Origin of the sequence: Rufibacter roseus (assembly GCF_001647285.1) — a bacterium.
GTDB classification, from domain to species: domain Bacteria; phylum Bacteroidota; class Bacteroidia; order Cytophagales; family Hymenobacteraceae; genus Nibribacter; species Nibribacter roseus.
Genome location: NZ_LRML01000001.1, coordinates 510,944 through 529,332, shown reverse-complemented (window position 1 = coordinate 529,332; position 18,389 = coordinate 510,944). Strand labels below are relative to the sequence as shown.

14 protein-coding genes, 1 tRNA gene and 1 pseudogene are annotated in these 18,389 nt (G+C 47.4%); 13 read left to right on the top strand and 3 right to left on the bottom strand.

Annotation, left to right across the window (positions count from 1 at the left end):
- Positions 1–58 precede the first annotated feature (58 nt).
- Both A8O23_RS01765 and A8O23_RS01760 read right to left on the bottom strand, forming a co-directional pair.
- Positions 59–2,752 carry a metallopeptidase domain-containing protein gene (locus A8O23_RS01765; protein WP_153042038.1) on the bottom strand — a complete coding sequence of 898 codons (2,694 nt, stop codon included), beginning with the start codon at positions 2,750–2,752 and terminating at the stop codon, positions 59–61.
- Between the two features lie 272 nt (positions 2,753–3,024).
- A tRNA-Gln gene (locus tag A8O23_RS01760) sits at positions 3,025–3,097 on the bottom strand.
- 456 nt (positions 3,098–3,553) lie between these two features.
- On the opposite strand from A8O23_RS01760, the gene A8O23_RS01755 reads away from it, so the two are divergent.
- The 13 genes and pseudogenes from A8O23_RS01755 to A8O23_RS01690 all read left to right on the top strand — a co-directional run bounded on the left by A8O23_RS01755 (position 3,554) and on the right by A8O23_RS01690 (position 15,990).
- Positions 3,554–3,949 (top strand): hypothetical protein, encoded by a 396-nt coding sequence (locus A8O23_RS01755; RefSeq protein WP_066615738.1) that lies wholly within the window; start codon positions 3,554–3,556, stop codon positions 3,947–3,949.
- 4 nt (positions 3,950–3,953) lie between these two features.
- Positions 3,954–4,190 carry a hypothetical protein gene (locus A8O23_RS01750; RefSeq protein WP_066615736.1) on the top strand — a complete coding sequence of 79 codons (237 nt, stop codon included), beginning with the start codon at positions 3,954–3,956 and terminating at the stop codon, positions 4,188–4,190.
- Between the two features lie 262 nt (positions 4,191–4,452).
- Positions 4,453–5,958: a F0F1 ATP synthase subunit beta gene (atpD, locus tag A8O23_RS01740; RefSeq protein ID WP_066615732.1), complete on the top strand. Its 1,506-nt coding sequence runs from the start codon at positions 4,453–4,455 to the stop codon at positions 5,956–5,958.
- 155 nt (positions 5,959–6,113) lie between these two features.
- Positions 6,114–6,362 (top strand): ATP synthase F1 subunit epsilon, encoded by a 249-nt coding sequence (atpC, locus tag A8O23_RS01735; RefSeq protein ID WP_066615730.1) that lies wholly within the window; start codon positions 6,114–6,116, stop codon positions 6,360–6,362.
- Positions 6,363–6,596: 234 nt separating this feature from the next.
- The gene (locus A8O23_RS01730) at positions 6,597–7,589 is read left to right on the top strand and encodes a potassium channel family protein (RefSeq protein WP_066615725.1); all 993 of its coding nucleotides are present in this window, start codon (positions 6,597–6,599) and stop codon (positions 7,587–7,589) included.
- Between the two features lie 10 nt (positions 7,590–7,599).
- Positions 7,600–8,121, top strand: a complete 522-nt coding sequence (locus A8O23_RS01725) for a DUF421 domain-containing protein (RefSeq protein ID WP_066615909.1) — start codon at positions 7,600–7,602, stop codon at positions 8,119–8,121.
- Positions 8,122–8,358: 237 nt separating this feature from the next.
- Positions 8,359–9,522 (top strand): trans-sulfuration enzyme family protein, encoded by a 1,164-nt coding sequence (locus A8O23_RS01720; RefSeq protein ID WP_066615723.1) that lies wholly within the window; start codon positions 8,359–8,361, stop codon positions 9,520–9,522.
- A 180-nt stretch (positions 9,523–9,702) separates the two neighbouring features.
- Positions 9,703–10,263: an aminoacyl-tRNA hydrolase gene (gene pth, locus A8O23_RS01715; protein ID WP_066615905.1), complete on the top strand. Its 561-nt coding sequence runs from the start codon at positions 9,703–9,705 to the stop codon at positions 10,261–10,263.
- Between the two features lie 141 nt (positions 10,264–10,404).
- Positions 10,405–11,613, top strand: a complete 1,209-nt coding sequence (locus A8O23_RS01710) for an MFS transporter (protein WP_066615715.1) — start codon at positions 10,405–10,407, stop codon at positions 11,611–11,613.
- A gap of 144 nt (positions 11,614–11,757) precedes the next feature.
- Positions 11,758–12,929, top strand: a pseudogene (locus A8O23_RS01705) (lactonase family protein).
- A 101-nt stretch (positions 12,930–13,030) separates the two neighbouring features.
- Positions 13,031–14,002: an NAD(P)H-quinone oxidoreductase gene (locus A8O23_RS01700; protein ID WP_066615713.1), complete on the top strand. Its 972-nt coding sequence runs from the start codon at positions 13,031–13,033 to the stop codon at positions 14,000–14,002.
- Positions 14,003–14,077: 75 nt separating this feature from the next.
- Positions 14,078–15,085 carry a phytanoyl-CoA dioxygenase family protein gene (locus tag A8O23_RS01695; protein WP_066615711.1) on the top strand — a complete coding sequence of 336 codons (1,008 nt, stop codon included), beginning with the start codon at positions 14,078–14,080 and terminating at the stop codon, positions 15,083–15,085.
- 59 nt (positions 15,086–15,144) lie between these two features.
- Positions 15,145–15,990 (top strand): energy transducer TonB, encoded by an 846-nt coding sequence (locus A8O23_RS01690; RefSeq protein ID WP_066615701.1) that lies wholly within the window; start codon positions 15,145–15,147, stop codon positions 15,988–15,990.
- 137 nt (positions 15,991–16,127) lie between these two features.
- Here A8O23_RS01690 and metG read toward each other — a convergent pair whose 3' ends face one another.
- Entirely contained in the window at positions 16,128–18,173 is a 2,046-nt protein-coding gene (gene metG, locus A8O23_RS01685; RefSeq protein ID WP_066615694.1) for a methionine--tRNA ligase, read from the bottom strand.
- Positions 18,174–18,389: the final 216 nt, after the last annotated feature.

The following is an 18,389-nucleotide window of genomic DNA, read 5'->3' as shown; positions in this document are numbered from 1 at the left end:
TAAAAGTTTAGGATAACCGTTCCCTTGACTGACAGGCAGGCAACTAAAATTTGGCAAATCATAAACACCCTCCTTTAATGAGAGAATCTGAATTATAAGCCAAGTTCTTTGCATTTGCCCCTGTCACCTTAGCTGATGGGTGCAGGCAGATCTTTCCTCCTTTTTCTACATTTATTTTCCCATAGGAACTTAAGCTTATGTTAGCTACTGCCGGAATGACTAGTCTGCCCCCTGGCCGTATGGTTATTCTGTAGTTCACTGCCTGGGCGTTTCTGAGTTCCAGCACCCCTCCTCTCTCTACCATCAACTCCACTGAACCACCCGGCGCTGCTTTCAGGTTACCAGCCAGCACTAACTGCCCATTTTCTTGCACCCTTACTTTGCTGTTCTTTTCCAGGAAAAGGCCGTGGCTATTTTTATCTAGCCGCACAGCACCATGATGAATGGTGAGAACTCCTGCAGCTCCTAATGAAAACTTAGCCTCAGGCTCAACCACTAAGGAACTTCCCGCTTTTACATCAAAAGAGGCTCCTTCTTCCAAAACAACACTGGCCCCATTTCTCACCGTGAAGGTGCTGCCATTGGTAACCACAACTGCAGAATTTCTTTCCTGATGAGAAATACTGCCCTCTTCAACAGTGTAAGACGTGGGATTGATAAATTCTTTAGACGGGGTAGGAAGATGTCTGTTGGCTGTTCCGCTTTTATCAATAGTAAGGGTAATGCCTTTTTTTAAATTTATGTCATACCCGTGAGGCGTATCGGGCACCTTCTGCTGTACAATATTTCCGGTAAACCGCTGATTAACGCTGATGTCTACATTGTTATACCTCACTTCTACCAAATATTCCTCTCCGGCTTTTTTGCCACCAGTGTCGGCTCTTTTGCCCACTATTTTTACCGAAAGTCCGTTCAGGTAAATCGGTGAAAGACCGGGATTAGGGGAAGAGGAATGGTACTCCTGAAGCGGCAGTATGGGCGGGTTATAAGAAAGCCCCGCCCCTTGCCCCACTTGGTTAAATGCCACACTGGTAGAGCCCGGCACCTTCGGGTCATAGGCACCCCACCAGCCGTAAGTAAAATTTGCACCTTTTTTCAGGACCGTCACATGCTCAAGTTTGCCGGTGTTCATGTTGGAACTGTTGTACTCAATTATATTATTTGGTCCAGCTAAGAACTCCGCACTGCAGTTGGGCACCTTTTTATAAGTAGTATAGTCGCCGGGCACCACGCTAATGTCGTTGGTGCCGCTCATAGGGTTTGTAACCTGCAATGGCGACAGTTCACCTACCAGATTACACCAAATTCTTTCTTCGGCAGCTATTTTCTGCACGGTGTAGTCATAGTTGCCGGCAGCATGAAGTAACCTCATACTGTTATTGCGTTTGTACACCAGTGGCTCTGGGTTTTCGCGGGTAGGAGCCATGTCTTCTACATATAAATAAAGACCAGCAGGAGGCTCGGGGATTATATTGCCTAGGTTGTCTTTGTGGTAGGTAGAACGCTCATCGAAGAGGTGTACGCGTTGTCGGTTCTCTATCCAGAGGTGCTGAACAGGATTAGTATGCGGTATTGCTACCCGAATAGGTTCTCTGTATGTCAGGTAATCACGCACTACAATGGGTTTTTGAGGCACTCTTGCTGGCGTAATATCATAAGATGGTTTCAAATTTAGCCATCCTAAATACCACGCTTCCCAGGCATTACAGCTTGAGGTGAGTTCCCCGTGCTTCATCATGCCTATTCCGTTGCTCAAAAAGAACCTGTTCCAGGTGACATAATTGGCGGCAAAATAATGGGGACAGTCAAACAGTTCGTGCGCCAACTCATGAATAAAAAGGCTAGGCTCAAAGTAGAAACCTTTGGCATAAGTAAACCCGGCTCCTTTTCCGAAGGAATACATTTTATTGCCCGTGCCTCTAATTTTCAAGTCACCTGCGCCACTCAACCTGGAGGAAGCATGGAAGTTGGTGGGCAGGCTTCCTATTTTATTGTTGTTTCGGTACACAATGATGACATAATCTGGCTCACCGTCTGGTCCGCTGGCGCTGTTATCAAACCGGTAATTAGGGTAATTTGTCCTCTGATCATACCTCCCCCAGTTGAACTTACCATCGAAACGTTCTTTAATCTGCTCCAATACCCTGCGGTTTGCTTGCTCCCAATTGCGCAGGTTCTGGGGGCTAATGTTAATCCGCTCGGCTTTACCTGTCAATGGGTTCTTGAAAACATCGGCAGTCACTTTTAACTTACCCCCTGACATTTCATACAGGTAATTAGAAATGGATTTATTTGCTGGCTGCCCTACTACTCCAAACTGCTTATTGTCGCTATAAAACATGCTGGCAGGGTCACCACCCCGCTCGGCATCAAATATGTTTAGAATATGGGTGGAATCGGCAGACCATAAATCCATTGGCGCCCTTCCTTCCGCACTATTGAACCCTGCAAAAATGATCAGGAACCGGATTTCACCTTTGGGAGTGAACACTTTACCGTTGGAAGAAAGCGGACCTGAAAATGCCTTTTCTACCGCAGCCTTTTGCCCTGAAGCTGACACTGACGCTACAACAGAAGCTTCCTTTTCAACATCTGCAGCTGCACTATCAGCCACTGCTGTTGAATGCTGGGTTGTTCCCGAGGCAGACAGGCTGTCTCTTTTGCAGCTTGCCAGCAAGAACACACCAGACAGCAGCAACAGAAGCAACCGCGTTTCGAGCGCGACGAATGTTTTGAGAGAAGTAAGTTTCATGCAATACTCAAGCTATCTTTCCAGGAGGACAGGTTTTCAGTCAAAACGGCAACTATTCAAGACCCGAGCCTTTACGGCAATATAGCGGAATTTTTCAAGGGACTATTGCCATGGCACCAGAACCTTTAAGATGGCTAGGTTTTGCACCTGTTTTTAGAAAAACAGCCTAAAAACACATTTAACACACGGCTGAGAGAAGAAGGCTTGAGGAAAGGCAGCATTAGGCCAAAAGCAAAAAAGCCTCTCAGATTTCTCTGAGAGGCTTTTCTAAGTTGTCCGACCAGGTTTCGAACCTGGACTCTTCTGAACCAAAATCAGACGTGTTGCCAGTTACACCATCGGACAATTTCCCTTAGACAACGTTGTTGTCGTTTGGTGATGCAAAGGTAGGAAAGATTTTATTCACCGCAAGTAATCAGAACAAAAATTTTCTGAAAAAATATTCCAGAAAGGGCACCAGCGCGGTGCCATAGCTGTTTTTGGCGTTAGTTGCCGTCTAGAACACCTCACTTGCCGCCACACGGTTTTCAGAAGTTGCGTCGCTAATTTTCTTGGGAATCAATCGGTTGGCAAATTCTATTTTCCCTCCAGCCTTTGCCCCGCTGGTGTTGCTTTGGCCTGCATCTCTTATGTTTTTAGCCTGTTTTTAGAAAATCAGCCCTAAAACAGCCACAATGTTACCTTTAGGTTACCACCATGTTTCCGGCGCTTTATGTTTTAGTTAAGGCTTTGGCTAACAGTAGATTCCTTGGCTGTGATTTCGTAGACTTGTTTCAGGTCTAATGCTTTACACCGTTTGCCATGCGCGCTCCTGTTAAAAGAATAACCTTGTATGTCTATTTCAAGTCAAAAGAACCAATAGGTAAAATTGAATTGGCAGAAGACGACCGGCTTTTAGATTGGCTAAAAAGCAGCATGACCCTAATGCCCTGTGGCGAAGACGTAGCCCTGCGGATAAGCGATAAAAGTGAACTTCGCCAACTACGCCACCACTTCCCTTTGGTTGGCAAGAGCAGCAGGCACCTACGGTTTAGGGGCATTATCCGGAGAAAAGCCACCAAAAAGGAAGCCATTCATATTGAACGCTTCACAGAGCATTACACCCCAATCCTGTTTGAGAGCCCTAAGATGAGTCTCTTCAATATCTTCCGGACCAAATGGATATCAGCTTTGTTTAAACGCACCCTTAACAGCTAACAAAATGAAAACCTCCTCTGCTGTCTCTCTGTGGATCTATTTCCGCTCTGCCTCGCCGGTGTATACCCAAACGTTGCCAGCCCATGACGAGCGCCTGACTCAAGTATTAGATGACGTGCGGATGGTGCGCCACGGCAGCCACATCTTCATTCACCTGCGCAGTGAGTATGAGTGGGAACGGGCTATGTATTTTTTAGGTGAACCCACCGAACTTGCTACAGAAGATTCTTCAGCAGCTTAAATTTATTTCTGGCCTTTGCCCACACTTATATAATAAGAAGTTCTACTTCTTTCGCCTACCGCTGTTTTTGGCCTCTTTTTCAGAAAAGAAACTTAAAACAGCCTGTGCCACACCCCTCTACCGCCGGAATATCAACACTAAAGATATTGGCTTCTTTCTGCACAAAACTTTTTTGGTTCTTCTATGGAAATCAGAGCAGAATGCCGTAGTTTTGCAGCCTGAAAGAAGTGAGTATCTTTATAAATAATTATAAACCAACCAAATGGCGAATATTGGCAGAATTGCCCAGGTGATCGGTCCCGTGGTGGACGTAAGCTTTGCGGGTGAGAATTCTAAGTTGCCCAACATCATGGACGCTCTGGTAGTGGTGAAAGAGAACGGTGCCCGCGTGGTACTGGAGACTCAGCAGCACTTAGGCGAAGACCGGGTACGTACTATTGCGATGGACGCAACCGAGGGTTTGACCCGCGGCATGGAAGTAACCGATTTAGCGGCTCCTATCTCAATGCCTACCGGCGATGGCGTGTTAGGCCGTCTTTTCAACGTAATTGGCGAGGCCATTGACGGTATTCCGCAGCCACAAAGCCCAGTGGATCTGCCTATTCACCGCAACGCCCCTAAGTTTGAAGACCTTTCTACTTCTTCTGAAGTTCTTTACACTGGTATCAAAGTAATTGACCTGATTGAGCCATATTCTAAAGGTGGTAAAATTGGTTTATTCGGTGGTGCCGGGGTAGGTAAAACTGTATTGATCCAGGAATTGATCAACAACATTGCAAAAGGCCACGGTGGTCTTTCTGTATTTGCCGGTGTAGGTGAGCGTACCCGTGAGGGAAATGACTTACTTCGCGAGATGATTGAGTCTGGCATCGTGAAATACGGCGATGAGTTCATGGAGTCTATGGAGCACGGCGGATGGGATCTATCTAAAGTAGATACCGCTGCGTTGCAAGATTCTAAAGCTACCTTCGTGTTCGGTCAGATGAACGAGCCTCCTGGGGCTCGTGCCCGTGTGGCTTTGTCTGGCCTTACCATTGCGGAATCTTTCCGTGACGGTGATGGTACTGGTGCTGGTCGTGATATCCTTTTCTTTATTGACAACATCTTCCGTTTCACCCAGGCAGGTTCTGAGGTATCGGCTCTTTTGGGTCGTATGCCGTCTGCGGTGGGTTACCAGCCAACTTTGGCTACGGAGATGGGTGCCATGCAAGAGCGTATCACGTCTACTAAGCGTGGTTCCATTACTTCTGTACAGGCCGTTTACGTACCTGCGGATGACTTGACTGACCCTGCGCCAGCAACCACTTTCGCTCACTTAGATGCTACGACTGTACTTTCCCGTAAAATCTCTGAGCTTGGTATCTACCCTGCGGTAGACCCTCTGGATTCTACCTCACGTATCTTGACTGCTGACATTGTAGGCGACGAGCACTACAACACAGCCCAGCGCGTGAAAGAGATCTTACAGCGTTACAAAGAATTGCAAGACATCATCGCTATCTTGGGTATGGACGAATTATCTGAAGAAGATAAATTAGTTGTACACAGAGCGCGTCGTGTGCAGCGTTTCTTGTCTCAGCCATTCCACGTAGCCGAGCAGTTCACCGGCTTGAAAGGTGTGTTGGTTGACATTAAAGACACCATCCGCGGTTTCAACGAGATCATGGACGGTAAGCACGACAACCTGCCTGAGGCCGCCTTCAACTTGGTTGGTACCATTGAAGACGCCGTTGCCAAAGGACAGAAAATGTTGGCCGAAGCAAAGTAAACTTTGAGTTCTGAGTCTTGAGTCTGTAAAAGATTTAAATTCAGAGCTTAAGGCTCAGAATCAATATAGTTTTCATTCATTCTAAGTTAAGAATTCTGGGTCTCTTTAAGATGTTGACTCAAGACTCAAGACTCAGAACTCAGAACTCCTAAGAAATGTATTTAGAGATCATCACCCCAGATAAAAGAGTGTATGAAGGCGACGTGACGTCGGCTCAGTTTCCGGGCATTAACGGGGGCTTTGAGGTTTTAAATAACCACGCGCCATTGATTAGTGCTTTGGGCAACGGAACGGTGAAAATCACGCCTACTACTGGAGCTCAAGTTTTCTTCAACATTGACGGGGGCGTAGTAGAAGTGCAGAACAACAAAATTATCGTTTTGGCCGAAGCCGTTACCGCCTAAGACTTTTCCTGTTTTTCATAATGAAAGCCCGCTTTCCTGTAAAGGAAGTGGGCTTTCGCTTTTATAGCTGTTTTGAGACTGTTCTTCAAAAAACAGCACCAAAACGCCTTTCTTTTTTCTGCTCTTCTACCTTCTAATTAAAGGACTTGTAGAGTCTAGAACTAAGGTAGTTGAACACCTGACTTTAACAAATAGCCTGCTCTTCCCGTTTTGTAAAGGAGACACTACATACTTATGAATACAGTTCTACTCATTACAGGCATACTCCTTCTCATTATAGCTTTGGTTGAAGGCCTTTGGACTACCATCTGGGTTGACGGCAACTCCGCTCCAATAACAGGCCGACTTACGTCAGGAGTTTGGAAAGGAATGCGGGCGGTCATCAGTTCAAAAAGTCATAAAGCCCTCAGTTTAGCTGGCCCTTTCATTCTGTTCTTAACAGTGATCTTCTGGATTGTCTTATTGTGGCTAGGCTGGAGCCTTGTTTTTTATGCTGACCAAAGTTCTATCGATGCGAAAGACGGGTCACCCCCAGATTTATCTGATGCCATGTGGTACGTTGCTTACTGCATGTTCACCATTGGCAACGGAGACTTTATGCCCAAGGAAGATGGCTGGCAGCTCCTGAGTTCTTTGGTTGGCCTCACGGGTATGGCTTTGGTTACCTTGTCCATTACATATGTTCTACAGGTGGTATCAGCGGTGGTGAACAAGAGAGCTTTCGCCAGCCAGGTCACCAGCATTGGCCAATCAGCGGAAGAGTTTGTGTTGAAGCAGTGGAACGGCAAAGACTTTGGCGCCATTGAACTTCAGCTCAACTCCCTCTCGGGGCAGTTGGCGGTGCTAGATGAGCAGCACATGGCTTTTCCTATCTTACACTACTACCATGCCGCCGATTATCAAAAATCGCAGGATGTGGCCATTACTATCTTAGATGACGCGCTTACCCTTATTGAGTTCGGAATCAAGGAAGAACATCAGCCGGCCCAAACCATTTTAGCTTCTACCAGAAACTCCATCAGCACGTTTCTGCAAACAGTGCAGTCAGCCTTTATAACTGCTGCTAAAGAAACACCTGAAGCTCCCAAACTTGTGAAGCTCACTAACAAGGGACTGCCCACAGTACCAGAGCAGGAGTTTCACCATAAGCTGGAGGAAAAGTTAAAAGACCGCAGAAAACTGTTGCTAGGCCTGACCCAGAATGGGGCTTGGGAGTGGCCTGCTTAAAACTGAACTCATGGATAAAGTAATTTTTTTCTGGAACGGCTGGGAGCCGCTGCTAAGAATACTGGTGGTGGGTAGCATTACCTACTTTGGCATTGTCCTGCTGCTCCGCATTTCAGGTAAGCGCACCCTAGCCAGCATGAACGCTTTTGACTTTATAGTGACGGTAGCCATGGGCTCGGCCTTCGGGCGTATTCTCACTGCTAAGCAAGTATCTATTGCCGAAGCACTGACCACTTTTGCACTCTTGGTTTCGCTGCAATTCATCATATCTTTTCTACAGAAAAGGTCAAAACTGTTTTCGCGTTTTATCACGTCAGAGCCTACCCTGCTGTACTACCACAACCAGTTTCTGGAGAAGAACATGCGCAAAGAGAGAATCAGAAAAGAATCTTTGCTGGCTAGTGTCAGAAAGAATAAATTGAACAGCTTAGAAGAGGTAGATGCCATTGTCTTAGAAACCGATGGCACTGTTTCCGTGATAAAAAAAGGCGAAAACAAAGACTCTTCTTCATTTGAACAGTTAGCAAGCTGAAGTCTGTAAACTTCCTTAGTTTCCAAAAAAGTCTCTACTCCACCATGTGCTTGATTCTGTTTTAGGCTTATTTTCTAAAAGCAGCTCAAAAACAGTAGCCTTAGGTTCTGTAGAATCCATTTTCATTCATAATCCTGACAAAGAATACCTAGCACAAGCTTCTAATATTATAGGCATTCTTCTTACCTTTCTGAAGCATTTATACCATTGAGAATAAAGCTTGCCTAAAGCCGCTTCTTGACTCTTAATTCTTACTTCCAAATTCACCACGCCGTGTCTATATCACCCAAAGTCACCCCAATTTATCAGACCTCTGTTTTCACGTTTGAAGATTTAAATGCGCTGGAAGCTTATTTCCAGGAGCCGGGCCAGCATTACATGTACACACGCTACGGCAACCCAAACACCGAGGAACTCGCACAAGAAGTAAACAAACTGGAGCAAGGGCACGGGGCAGTAGTCACCTCTTCCGGCATGTCGGCTATCTTGACGGCGGTATTGGTGTATGCTAAGGCTGGTGACCATGTGTTGTGCGCCGAGGAAATCTACGGCGGCTCCTCCTCTCTCCTCTCGCAGGAACTCACCCACATGGGCATAGAGGTTTCTTTTGTGCCTACAGATGATATCTTTTCTCTGGAAGGCTATGTGCGCGAAAACACAAAGTTGCTTTTAGCCGAAACCATCAGCAACCCCATGATGATGGTGATGGATTTACGCCAACTGGCACAGACCTGCCAAAACCACGGCATCAAACTAATTATTGACAATACATTTGCAACTCCTATCATCACCAATCCTTTGACGTTGGGTGCTGACCTGGTAATCCACAGTGTCACCAAATATTTGTCGGGGCACAGTGATGTGACCGCTGGCGTGGTGGTGGCCTCTACTCCAGAAGATGTTACCCGCGCTTCCCAAATTATGCGCACATGGGGCTTAAACCTGAGTCCGTTTGAAAGCTGGTTAGCCGTACGCGGACTTAAAACCTTAAAGCTGCGGGTTCGGGAACACTCTAGCAACGCGCTGGCTGTAGCGAAATGGCTACAAAATCACCCCAAGGTGCAGGAAGTATTTTACCCCGGTCTAGAGCAACACCCACAGTACGATTTGGCTACGCAGCAAGGCAAAGGCCTGTACGGAGGCATGCTTTCTTTCCGTATTACAGATGATACTGAAGCTGTGAACCGTTTCATGCGGGGCTTATCTCAAGTTCCTTTCTCTCCTTCACTGGCTGGAGTGACCACGTCTATCTCTTATCCGCTAGGTACGTCGCACCGAGGCCTGTCTAAAGAAATGCAAGAGAAAATGGGCATTACGGTGGGTGTAGTTCGCCTGTCTGTTGGCATTGAAGACGCCGATGAAATTATTAAGGATTTAGAAAAAGGCCTGGCAGCGGTGTAGGTTGGTAGTGATTAGTTGATGGTGTTTAGTTGTTAGTGTTTAGATTGAAAAAATCCACTTGCCTTTACTAAACATTAATCACTAATCACTAATCACTAAATTTGCCAAATGCTTAAAAGTTTAATGAGTTGGTTAGGTGGCACCAGACAATCTGTGCCCGCTGACGACACTCCTCCTAATATGAAATATTTACTTGTAGGCCTTGGGAACATTGGGCCTGAATATGCAGATACGCGCCACAACATCGGGTTTATGGTATTAGACCATTTAGCCAAACAACATGGAGCTTCTTTTGATACAGGCCGCCATTCGTTCGTGACGGAATTCAAAACCAAAGGCCGTCATTTCACCTTGGTGAAGCCTACCACTTTTATGAACCTAAGCGGAAAAGCGGTAGCGCACTGGCTGAGCGTTCTGAAAATTCCGGCGGAACAAATGCTGGTTATCACAGATGACTTAGCTCTGCCCTATGGCAAACTGCGAATGCGCGCCAAAGGCAGCGCCGGCGGGCACAACGGCCTCAAGCACATTGAACAAACCCTGGGCACCAATGAATACCCTCGCCTTCGTTTTGGGGTAGATGCGCAGTTTTCTAAAGGCCGGCAGGTAGACTATGTGCTCAGTCCCTTCTCTGAAGACGAGAAGATTGATTTATCCACGCACATTGAGAAAGCAGGTGAGATGTGTATTTCTTTTGGAGCCATTGGCCTGGAACGAACCATGAACTTCTTTAACAAGTAATATCTTCTCAGCACTGCCAAGTCCCGCTGTTTTGGGGCTGTTTTCCAGAAAACAGCCCAAAACAGCGGGACTTGGTTTTTCTAGCGGTAGCTGGTTTCCTGTTCAACACATTTCTCTACATTTGCGCCGCAATTGTCTCTCATGAACCGGATTTTCCTTTTGTACCGAAACGCGTTTGGCGGTCTCTCTAAAGAGGCTTGGTTGCTGGCGGCGGTTATGTTCATTAACCGGAGCGGGGCCATGGTGGTGCCTTTCCTGAGTGTGTACCTGACCGAATCTTTAGGTTTCACCTTAAAACAGACAGGTATTTTGCTTAGTTTGTTTGGCGCGGGTTCTATGTGCGGCACCTTTCTGGGCGGCTGGCTCACTGACCGCATCGGACATTTTAAAGTGCAGCTCTTTAGTCTGATATTTGGCGGAGCATGGTTTTTTGTGATGCTGCCCCTGCAGCGGTTTGAATTGTTTGCCGGGGGTATTTTCATCTTAAGTGTGCTCACCGAATGCCTCCGTCCAGCCAATGCCTCCTCAGTAAGTTCCTACGCCCGGCCAGAGAATGTCACCAGAGCGTTTTCGTTGAACCGGATGGCCATTAACTTGGGCTTTTCCCTAGGCCCTGCCTTGGGTGGATTATTGGCTTCGGTTTCTTATCAGTTCCTGTTCATGGCCGATGGTTTTACCTGTCTGGGCGCGGGGGTTATCTTCTACTTCTACTTCCGGAACCGAAAAGGAAATACACCTACTTCCACCGCCACGGCACCTCCACCTACCATAGGTGACTCCCGTTCGCCCTACAAAGACGGTTTGTTTATTTTATTTGTGGTGCTGTGCTGCCTTTATGCCGTGGCTTTTTTCCAGTTTTTCTCCACCATGCCCCTTTATTGGCGGCAGGTTTACCAGCTGTCAGAGCTTCAGATTGGTGCTTTATTAGCGTTTAACGGCTTAGTGGTTTTCCTGCTGGAAATGATATTGGTGTATCTGTTTGGAGAAAAATTCGCGCTCTGGAAAATGCTGGTAACTGGGCTGTTACTGTTGGCTTTGGCGTTTGCATTGTTAAACCTGGCAGAAGGGTTTATTGTGCTGGTGCTGTCTGTTTTGCTCATGAGCCTCTCTGAGATCTTCGCCATGCCGTTTATGAGCACGCTCACGGTGCAGCGGTCAGGCCCGAAGAACCGTGGGTCTTATATGGGGCTCTACAGCCTGTCCTATTCCGCTGCCCATATAATTGGACCATATGTAGGCACCTCTACTATTGCCCAGTTCGGGTTTGAGACGTTATGGTGGGGTGGAGTAGCGCTTTGTCTGGTAGGGGCCGTTGGGTTTTATATGGTCATACAGCGGCTGCAGGCATAAGTTTGCCTTCTTACCTACTGCAACCCGCTCCTTCTGAGCGTAATAAATGACTTGTTTTAAGGCTGGTTTTCAAAAAACTAGCTTAAAACAACCCAGCGTTTCAATTCTTTTTGGCATCTTCAAACATTGGTAAACCTCTACATCATGAAAGCATTAAATCTGTTTCTTCTTTTTCTGGGCATAACCCTTGCCGCCTGTACTTCCGTTAAAAAGAATGAACCAACCAAAGAACAGATGGTGTACGTAGGCACTTATGCAAAACCAGACGCTGAAAGCATTTTTGCATTCTCTTTGAATGAGAAAACTGGCGAATTGACCAAAGTTTTAGGCATAAAAGGGGGCGAGAATCCTTCTTTCTTGGCATTAGACGCTGACCGAAAGCATTTGTATGCCGTCAATGAAACCACCGAATACCAAGGTCAGAAGAGCGGCTTTATCAGCGCTTTTGCGGTAGACCAGCAAACCGGCAACCTCACCAAATTGAACGAGCAGCCAAGCCACGGCGGCGCCCCTTGCTACATCAGCCTTGACCACAGAAACAAGGTAGTGTTGGTAGCTAATTATGTGGGAGGCAACGTGGTAGCCAACTTGTTAAAAGAAGACGGCAGCCTGGGCGTCACCACCGCCTCAGACCAGCACCAAGGTTCTGGCCCAAAAAAACAGCAAGACGCCGCACACGCCCACTGCATTATTCCAGACCCCAACAACAAATTCGCCTTGGCAGTAGATCTGGGTGTGGATAAAGTGTATGCCTACGCGCTGGAAGCAGACCACACCGAATTGACCCGTACCCCTAAAATAGCCTACAGCACCAAGGCCGGAGCCGGGCCAAGGCATCTGGTATTTCACCCGAATAAGAAGTACGCGTACCTGATCAATGAGCTAAACTCTACCATGGTGGCGCTTACCTACAACTCAGAAAATGGCACGTTTACAGAGAATCATACCGTCTCTACGCTGCCAGAAGGCTTTACAGGTGAGAGTTTCTGCGCCGATGTGCATGTCTCTAAAGACGGGCGTTTTGTGTACGGCTCTAACCGCGGACACAACAGCATTGTAGTATTCGCCATTGACCAAAATACAAACAAACTAAGCCTAGTACAGCACATTGGCACCGAAGGAAATTGGCCACGTAATTTCGGGTTTTCCCCTAGCGGCAAAACCATGTTAGTGGCAACCAGCGATCTAACAACATCACTACTTACAAAGTGGACACTAACTCCGGAAAACTGACTTACACCGGCCATTCCACCGAGGTATCGCAACCGGTTTTTGTAAAGGCCATTCCGGCGTTTCCTCAATTCGGAAACAAGTAGTTACATTACTTATGCCAGTGCTGTTTTAGGCTTGTTTTTCAAAAAGCAGGCCTAAAACAGCCTTTTCTTTCTACAACTATCTCATTAAGAATTCTGACAAGATGAAAGCAGTTGTGATCACAGCTCCCGGTGAGCCAGAGGTGCTACAGATTCAGGAGCGGCCAACACCTTCCCCAGAGGCACACCAGGTACTTGTAAAAGTGTATGCCGCCGGCATTAACCGGCCTGATGTGGCCCAGCGCAAAGGCCGCTATCCCGCTCCTGCCGGTGCCCCCTCTGATATTCCAGGTCTTGAGATTGCCGGAGTAGTAGAAGCCTGTGGTGATGCCGTGAGCCAATGGAAAACCGGTGATGCCATATGTGCTCTTCTGCCCGGCGGTGGTTATGCCGAATACGCTGTGGTTGACGCCCGTCACTGCCTGCCTCTGCCCCACGGCTGGAGCTTTGAAGAAGCCGCCTCTCTGCCTGAGACGGTTTTCACCGTGTGGCACAATGTTTTTCAGCGCGGTCAGCTTAAGGCTGGCGAAACACTTTTGGTGCACGGTGGCAGCAGCGGCATAGGCATTACCGCTATTCAACTAGCCGCCGCCCTAGGAGCCCGCGTTTTTGCCACGGCAGGCAGCCAGGAGAAATGCGCCGCCTGTGAAGTCTTGGGTGCAGAGCGCTGCATCAATTACAAAACCGAAGATTTTGAGGAAGTCCTGAAGGAGGAAGGTGTAGACGTTATTTTGGACATGGTGGGCGGCGAATATATTCCCAAGAACCTGAACCTGCTCAAGCCCGACGGGCGCCTGGTGTTTATCAATGCCATGCACGGCGCCAAAGGAGAATTCAACGCACTGCAGGTGATGCAGAAGCGGCTCACTATTACGGGCAGCACCCTGCGCCCCAGAGATGGTGACTTCAAAGCTTCCCTCACCGCGGATATTCTGAAGCACGTTTGGCCACTACTAGAAGATGAAAAATTCAAGCCAATACTGTACAAAACATTCCCACTAACTGAAGCCGCCCAAGCACATACGCTCATGGAAAGCAGTCAGCACATTGGCAAAATTGTGCTGCGGGTACGGTAATTGAGTCACTTTTTCACTCCTAAAACAGAAGCGCGGCTGTTTTAAAAAGCTTATCTTTCGTTCTCTTTCCGGATTATGAAAAAGCTGCTCCAAAAATACACAGGGTTTCTGCGGACGTTGAAAGCCGTTTATGTTGCCAACAATCTGTTACACCTTAGCCAACTACAACATAACAAGCCGCTTTACCGCAAATTTGGGGTGAAGAAACCAGTCTTCGCTCCTATTTCCAGCACTGATTTTGCAAGCCTCCCGCCTCAGCCTTCGCCGTGGCTAGACCAACCTAACGCGCTTCAGAAACTGCAGAGTACTCCTGAGCTTTCAGCTTTTCCTGACCAAGTGCGGGAGCAGATTCAAGAGTGGCCCAATAATGGCTACTTGATGTTAGATAAATTTTTCTCAGAAGAAACGGTTGATGGCATCAACCAAGAAATTGACGACATGCTGCAGAGCAGGCTGGTGGATTTTAACTACACCAACCGCAAAATCATGTTCGCTTTCCGGCAGTCTGAGAAGATCAAGGAAGTGGTGTTTAACTCAGACTTGGTAAAGGTGCTGGAATTTATTCTGGGCAAAAAGGTGATACCGTTCCAGACCATCAATTTTTTGAAAGGCAGCGAGCAGAAAGCGCATTCAGACACCATTCACATGACCACCTATCCGCTGGGCAACCTCATTGCTGTCTGGATAGCGTTGGAAGATATCACTTCAGATAACGGTCCGTTGTTCTATTACCCCGGCAGCCATAAACTGCCCTACGTGCTCAACCCACAGTTTGACAATGGCGGCTCTTTCTTCCGGATTGGCGACGATGCGTACCCCAGCTATGAGAAAAAGATTGGGCAAGTGATTGAGGAAAACCAGCTGGAGCAAAAAATATTTTATGCCAAGAAAGGCGATGCTTTTGTGTGGCACGCCAACCTGCTACATGGCGGCTGCCCTATTCTTGACCCAGAAGCAACGCGTAAAAGCATGGTGATTCACTACTACGCCCAAGACGCTATCTGCTACCATGAGATCACCCAACGCCCTGCCCTTTTCCCGAAAGACCTGCAGCATCAGTTCAGCCTCCGTGATGATGATTAGAGGCTTACTACCAATTATAGCTACTAAATCTTATTAGTATATTCAAAATATCTTTCTGGATGCGCCTTCTGCTTTTTACGCTCTTTTTTCTCTTTTCCCTCACCTCTTTCGCTCAAGAGGAAAGATACTTTTCCAGAAATTTTCAGACCCATGAAAAAAAGCAGACCCCTAACAAAAGGGTTTACTATCTAGAAGATACCGGTATCAGAATAGAGGACTATGGTAATGGGAAATTAGAGCGGAAGGGATTTATAAAAGGCACCCGCTCTTTTGACCAGGCAGATGCCTATATCTGGTACACAAAGACTTGGCACACAGGCTTAGAAACTAACAAAAGGGAATACTTTCCTCAATTATCAGGCACTTTTTCTACCTATAATGCCAAAGGCAACTTGGAAGAGGAACTCTATGCGAGGGGATTTACTGTAAGAATCGGACAGCTTTGGAGCCGCGACAACACCCCGCTTCTTGAAAATGGAACAGGATCTAACCATACTTTTAGTAATAATAATACTGAGAAGGTTTACTACCTCTACAAAGACTCCATCATGGTAGCAGGTTACTCAGTCCGGCTAAAGCAGAAAGACACAATTTATGTGTATGCTGATAAAATGGCCATGCCGAAAGAAGGGATGGCTCATTTCACGACACATTTGGCCACCACTGTGCAGTACCCTGGCTTAGCGGGTATACTTGGCAAAGAAGGGGTAGTATATATTAGCTTTATTGTCAACGAAGAAGGAAAGCTGGTTGAATTTATCCCCCTGAACCGCCCAGGCTCCAATTTCCACAAGAAAGCTATCGAGAAAATGGCCGATTATCCGGCTTGGGCCCCAGCTGTAGTTAATGGCAGACCAGTCAAGATGCGGTACAGCATACCTTTCCGGTTTCAGATGGAAAGGTAAGGCAAGTATATAAAAGCAGACGCCTCTCCAAATGTTGTGGAGAGCGTCTGCTTTATTGCGGTTCTGGGGCAGTTTTAGCCAAAACAGCCTCAAAACGCATTTGAATTATTAATTCCTAATTCTCAATTCCTAATTGACTAAGAAACTCCCCCTCCGTTTACAATAGGTTTTGAAGGCTGCATGAAAGCAAGGGAACCATCGGCGTTTTCGGCCATGAGCAGCATGCCTTGGCTTTCAATTCCTTTGATCTCGCGCGGCGCCAGATTCACCAGCACGCTTACCTGCTGCCCAATAATTTCCTCCGGAGTAAAGTATTCGGCAATACCGCTCACAATGGTGCGTTGGTCAATGCCGGTATCTACTTTCAGCTTCAGAAGCTTTTTGGTTTTGGCTACTTTCTCAGCTTCCAAGATGGTACCAATCCGGATGTCTATTTTAGAGAAATCCTCAAAAGAGATGTTTTCTTTGGCTGGCGCGGCTACAGCATTAGCAAGCTCGTTTGCTTTTTTGGTATCCAGCAACTTCTGAACCTGAGCATCAATTACCGCGTCCTCTATTTTCTCAAATAACAGAGCAGCTTCACCAATAGTGTGACCAGCAGGCAGCAAATCTACTGAACCGGCCACGTCCCATTTGCCAGGGGTATACTGCAGCATGTTCGCCAACTTCTGGGCAGTCTGCGGCAGGAACGGCTCAGACAAAATGGTCAGGCTAGCCGAAATCTGCAGCGCAATGTTCATTATGGTTTCTACACGCGAGGCATCGGTTTTAATCAATTTCCAGGGCTCAGTGTCTGCCAAATACTTGTTACCGAGGCGAGCCAGGTTCATGAGTTCACCCAATGCTTCTTTGAAACGGTATTGCTCTAGTGAGGCTGCAATCTTCTCAGGGAAGCCTGCTAATTGCTGCAGCACTTCCTGATCAAAGTCGGTTAACTCCCCACGCTGCGGAACAGCGCCGTTGTAGTATTTGTGGGTAAGCACCACCGCCCGGTTTATGAAGTTACCGAAAATGGCCAGCAACTCATTGTTATTACGGGCTTGGTAATCTTTCCAGGTGAAGTCGTTGTCTTTGGTTTCTGGCGCGTTGGCACACAGCACGTAGCGTAACACATCGGCTTTACCGGGCAGATCCTGCATGTACTCGTGCAGCCACACCGCCCAGTTACGAGAGGTAGAGATTTTGTCGCCTTCCAGGTTCAGGAATTCATTGGCTGGCACGTTGTCTGGCAGCACATAATCTCCGTGGGCCTTGAGCATGGCCGGGAAAATGATGCAGTGGAACACAATATTGTCTTTGCCGATGAAGTGCACCAACTTAGAATCTTTGTCTTTCCAATAGGTTTCCCAGTCAGGAGTCAGGTCTTTGGTGGCGGAAATGTATCCGATAGGCGCATCGAACCACACGTATAATACTTTACCCTCGGCACCTTCCACCGGAACGGGCACGCCCCAGTCCAGATCTCGGGTTACGGCACGAGGCTGCAGGCCTTGGTCAATCCAGCTTTTGCACTGGCCGTACACGTTCGTTTTCCAGTCGCTTTTATGCCCTTCCACAATCCATTCGCGTAGCCAAGCCTCGTATTCATTCAGTGGCAAATACCAGTGCTTGGTTTCACGCATCACGGGTGGCTCACCGCTCAGGGTGCTTTTAGGGTTGATCAGATCGGTGGCATTGAGTGAAGTACCACAGCTCTCGCACTGGTCGCCGTAAGCATTCTCGTTGCCGCACTTGGGGCAAGTGCCTACAATGTAGCGATCGGCCAAAAACTGCTGCGCCTTCTCATCATAATACTGCTGGGTGGTCTGCTCTATGAACTTGCCCTCCTCGTAGAGTTTCTTAAAGAAACCAGAGGCAACCTCAGCGTGTGTTTTAGACGAAGTGCGTGAGTAGATATCAAAGGAGATATTGAAATCTGCGAAAGAGTTCTTGATCAACTCGTGGTACTTGTCTACAGCCTGCTGCGGCGTTATGCCCTCTTTCTTGGCCCGAATGGTAATAGGAACACCATGCTCATCTGACCCGCACACAAACTTGACATCACGCCCGCGCGAACGCAGGTAACGGGCATAAATATCGGCGGGAATGTATACACCAGCCAAATGGCCAATGTGTACGGGGCCGTTGGCGTACGGAAGCGCCGCGGTAATGGTATATCTTTTTGGATAAGTAGTCTCAGCCATGTTGTTTCTTTAAAACGCAAATATAGCGAATTGCAGACAGCTTTGGCTTTAGCTCGCTTTGATATCATGAAAGCGTTTTCAGGCTGTTTTTGTAAAAAGAGGCCAGAAACAACTAATGCCTTATTGACTTTCCCGCTTTGGAAGATGATGTTTTGAAAGATTCGTTTGATGCCTCTGAAGTATTCACAACGGCTGCTGTAGTACTGCTCTACCTAT